General features: G+C 38.9%; 5 protein-coding genes. 1 reads left to right on the forward strand and 4 read right to left on the reverse strand.

Features of this window, described 5'->3' with window-relative positions; genetic code table 11:
• Positions 1–204: 204 nt before the first annotated feature.
• From HGJ91_RS07115 to HGJ91_RS07125, 3 genes are all read right to left on the reverse strand, one after another.
• The gene (locus HGJ91_RS07115) at positions 205–1,191 is read right to left on the reverse strand and encodes a transposase (protein WP_291347021.1); all 987 of its coding nucleotides are present in this window, start codon (positions 1,189–1,191) and stop codon (positions 205–207) included.
• An 85-nt stretch (positions 1,192–1,276) separates the two neighbouring features.
• Complete coding sequence (locus tag HGJ91_RS07120; RefSeq protein WP_291347022.1) at positions 1,277–1,660, reverse strand: type II toxin-antitoxin system VapC family toxin; 384 nt, start codon at positions 1,658–1,660, stop codon at positions 1,277–1,279.
• A gap of 6 nt (positions 1,661–1,666) precedes the next feature.
• Positions 1,667–1,888, reverse strand: a complete 222-nt coding sequence (locus HGJ91_RS07125; protein ID WP_291347023.1) for a type II toxin-antitoxin system Phd/YefM family antitoxin — start codon at positions 1,886–1,888, stop codon at positions 1,667–1,669.
• 169 nt (positions 1,889–2,057) lie between these two features.
• Here HGJ91_RS07125 and HGJ91_RS07130 point away from each other — a divergent pair, with 169 nt between their 5' ends.
• Entirely contained in the window at positions 2,058–2,309 is a 252-nt protein-coding gene (locus HGJ91_RS07130; protein ID WP_291347024.1) for a hypothetical protein, read from the forward strand.
• A 458-nt stretch (positions 2,310–2,767) separates the two neighbouring features.
• Here the strand turns inward: HGJ91_RS07130 and HGJ91_RS07135 are convergent, their stop codons facing one another.
• Positions 2,768–3,109 carry a HEPN domain-containing protein gene (locus HGJ91_RS07135; RefSeq protein ID WP_291347025.1) on the reverse strand — a complete coding sequence of 114 codons (342 nt, stop codon included), beginning with the start codon at positions 3,107–3,109 and terminating at the stop codon, positions 2,768–2,770.
• Positions 3,110–3,238: the final 129 nt, after the last annotated feature.

Consider the following 3,238-nt stretch of genomic DNA (forward strand, 5'->3'; position numbering starts at 1 on the left):
AATCTTAAAAATTCTTGGTTTAAGAACTAAATCATATACTCTGCAAAGGTAACTGGTTAAAATTAATTGAAATAAAATCAAATGGTTGGTAGAATCCAACTGTCATTTGCGGTAATAGCCTTTTTAGCCCCTGATTCAAGCAATATCTTTTGTAAAAACAAAAGCTTATCGGGGTCAGACCCTGCTAAAAGGAAGCCTGACCCCCTAGTTTTTCACATCCATATCAAAAAATACTCTGGCAAGCATCACATTAAGCTTTAAAAACTGCCTGTTGCAGGCAACTCTGGCCTGCCATACCTTTTTCATCAGGCGTTTTCCAAACAACTCAAAGCCCAGCCTGATATCATCAAAATCCCCATACTTCAACAGGTATTCCACACATAATTCCGGCCCGGCCTGATCATAGTCAATCTCTTTGGAATAACTCCAGAACACACCCATATCCCGGAGTTTGCTAAACAAACAATCCCTGGCCCTGTAAATTTTAAATATTCTGGAGACCGCAATATTGGATAAGCCCAGATGTTTGCCAACATCCACCTGAGTATAACCATCTTTTATGGCATTTGCCACGGCAACCTCTCTTCTGACTTTATCAAAATGTTCGCTCAAAGGTTTTTTAACTTTATTAACCACTCTTCTCCCTTTAACTTCAAGCTTGGCAGAAAACACAGCCTCAACATTCTGAGTCTCTTTGTCACTCATACTCAGTTTAAAATCAATTGTATCCATCAACCCAAAGTCAGTGCATTCTAAATTCTCAACACGGGTTGACATTGCCCAGCGATATTCACCTGTTTTTTTTGTTATCTGCGCCTTAACCGGATTAAGCTCAATATACTTGATCAGAGCCGCTAAATACTTTTCATTATAGACAAACCAGGATTTAAACCTCCCCTGCCACAAAGGCCCTACTCTTTTCATTTTCCGATTAAAATAAATACTGTATTTGGAATTTATCTGCCTCATAATTATTGATAAGTTCTCTTTACGCGTCTTGAGCAACAAATGATAGTGATTTGTCATCAGGCAATAGGAGTAGATACTGAAATCAAAAAGCCCGGCACTCTCGTCAATAATTTCCAAAAAGCGACGTCGATCTTTATCATCCAGATAGATATCTCTTTTTTCAACTCCACGGTTAATCACATGATAAAACCCAACCTGATCTATTCTTGGTTTGCGTGCCATTTGTTAATACTATACCGTCAAGTTAAAAAAGTAAATAATAAACCCCTGGCCCCGTTATACACGGCCCCGTTATACACCGTTCTTATCAACCCCGATTAACCTTAATTGGAAAGAGTGTCATCGCTTTATCAATACTGGCTAACGGGAGGTTTTCCAATTTGGATTGGGCTGCCAGCATCCGGTCAAAGGGATCTCTATGGGGAATATCCCAGGCTCCTGACAGTTGAGCGTGTTCAGGAGTAATATCCAAAGATTGAAATCCTGCTTTTATAATCCATTTCGGAACATCTGTTGCCACTGAAGCAGCTTCAGGCAATTTTCCCAGACGATATTTTGTAGCAATTTCCCAGACCGATGCTGAGCTTACATATATTGTATGATTAATATTTTGCATGTACTTTTTAATCTTAACCGGTAACCGGGGGTCATCAAAAAGCCACCAAAGAAAAATATGGGTATCAATTATCATTAAATTTTATTCCCACTTTTGGAGTTCTTTTTCAGACAAAGGTTCAAAAAATGCATCTGTTACCTTACCTTTGGCAATACCTGATATTCTTCTGGTAATTTGTTTTAAAGGAACTAATTTTGCATAAGGCTTTCCAGCCTTTGCAATAATAATTTCTTCCCCGGAATGTACCCGGAGCAACAATTTTGAAAAATGTGTTTTTGCATAATGAATATTAAATATTTCCATAATATCCCCCCTGATCTTAAGTTTAGTCTACTCTGTTTAGTCTATACGATAAATCAGAATGAGTCAACAACAACGCCAAACCCGTTAATAATTCTTTGTCTTGACTTATCATGCATTCGTGCTATCATGAATTATTAATATACAATATTAATTAATTATAGGAGAGCTTATGAACACTATAAAAACAGTCGGAAGCAGCGGGCAGATCTCCCTCGGTAAAAAATTCGCAGGTCAAACCGTAATGTTGGATGAAATCGACACAGGGGTTTGGATTGTCAAGCTGGGTCGCTTCATTCCCGATAATGAAAGGTGGCTTCACAGGCCGGATGTCCAAACCAAACTCAATGAAGCAATTACCTGGGCAGAGAAAAATCCGCCCGAAGATACAAACTTTGAGGAATTAGAAGCCCGGATCAAATGATGAGTCAAAAAATACATCAACACATACGTTTAGATTTAAACAATCCTGTTTTTCAACGCCTGCTTTTCAATCTGTCCAAAAGTGATCAGCACAACACCCTCAATACTTTGCGGAAATTGACAAATATGACATGGCAACAGGTATATTCAGATTACGGTCTAAAATGGGAGGTTATTCTATCACAAAAAGGCCCGGGCGGTAACAAACTTTACAGTTTTCGAATCGGCAAGGGATTTCGGGGAATAGCATATCGTGACGGGTCATGGCTACGCCTGTTGTCATTACATCCTGATCATGATTCAGCTTATCAGTGATATAAATATTTTTTAATATCAACATACTGATTTTCAAGGATACCGCATCAAAAACCTAAACCTTAATACTTAAACCTTAAAACCCCCTTTCCACCCCCCGAAAAGCACACTCTAAGACCTTTTCAACTCATATTTCAGCCAACATTACCTGTAAAAACAAAACCTTGCCAGGGTCAGACCCGGTCTTAAACCAGTATTGATTGCATCCATGAATTCCAGGGTCTGTTCATCAAACTCAACTTCCGCCATATAAGCCATCCTGACCAGATCATGAATACGAGGTGGTAGTTTTCCAACATGTTTAACATAGAACGCTTTGAGCATTTTTTCCAGGACCAGATGGGCTATAAACAGACACCAGTCATACTTTCCACTCTTAAAAAGGGTTTCAGCAACATCAAGGTCGTGAATAGCGGAATCCACCCAATAGTTAATCTGCTTACGCCTGTTGGCTTTTTTCAAGCTGACATCAGATCGTTTATTCATTTTTCCTCACTCGATAAAGCCAATACCCATACGTCATGTCTCCCCAACCCAAAAAACAAATACCACGAATATATGATAGTCCTGACATTGAATTTTATCAAAGTAATTTCAATAATGGGCTGAGGTCAG

The sequence above is a fragment of the Desulfobacula sp. genome (assembly GCF_014237455.1).
GTDB lineage: Bacteria > Desulfobacterota > Desulfobacteria > Desulfobacterales > Desulfobacteraceae > Desulfobacula.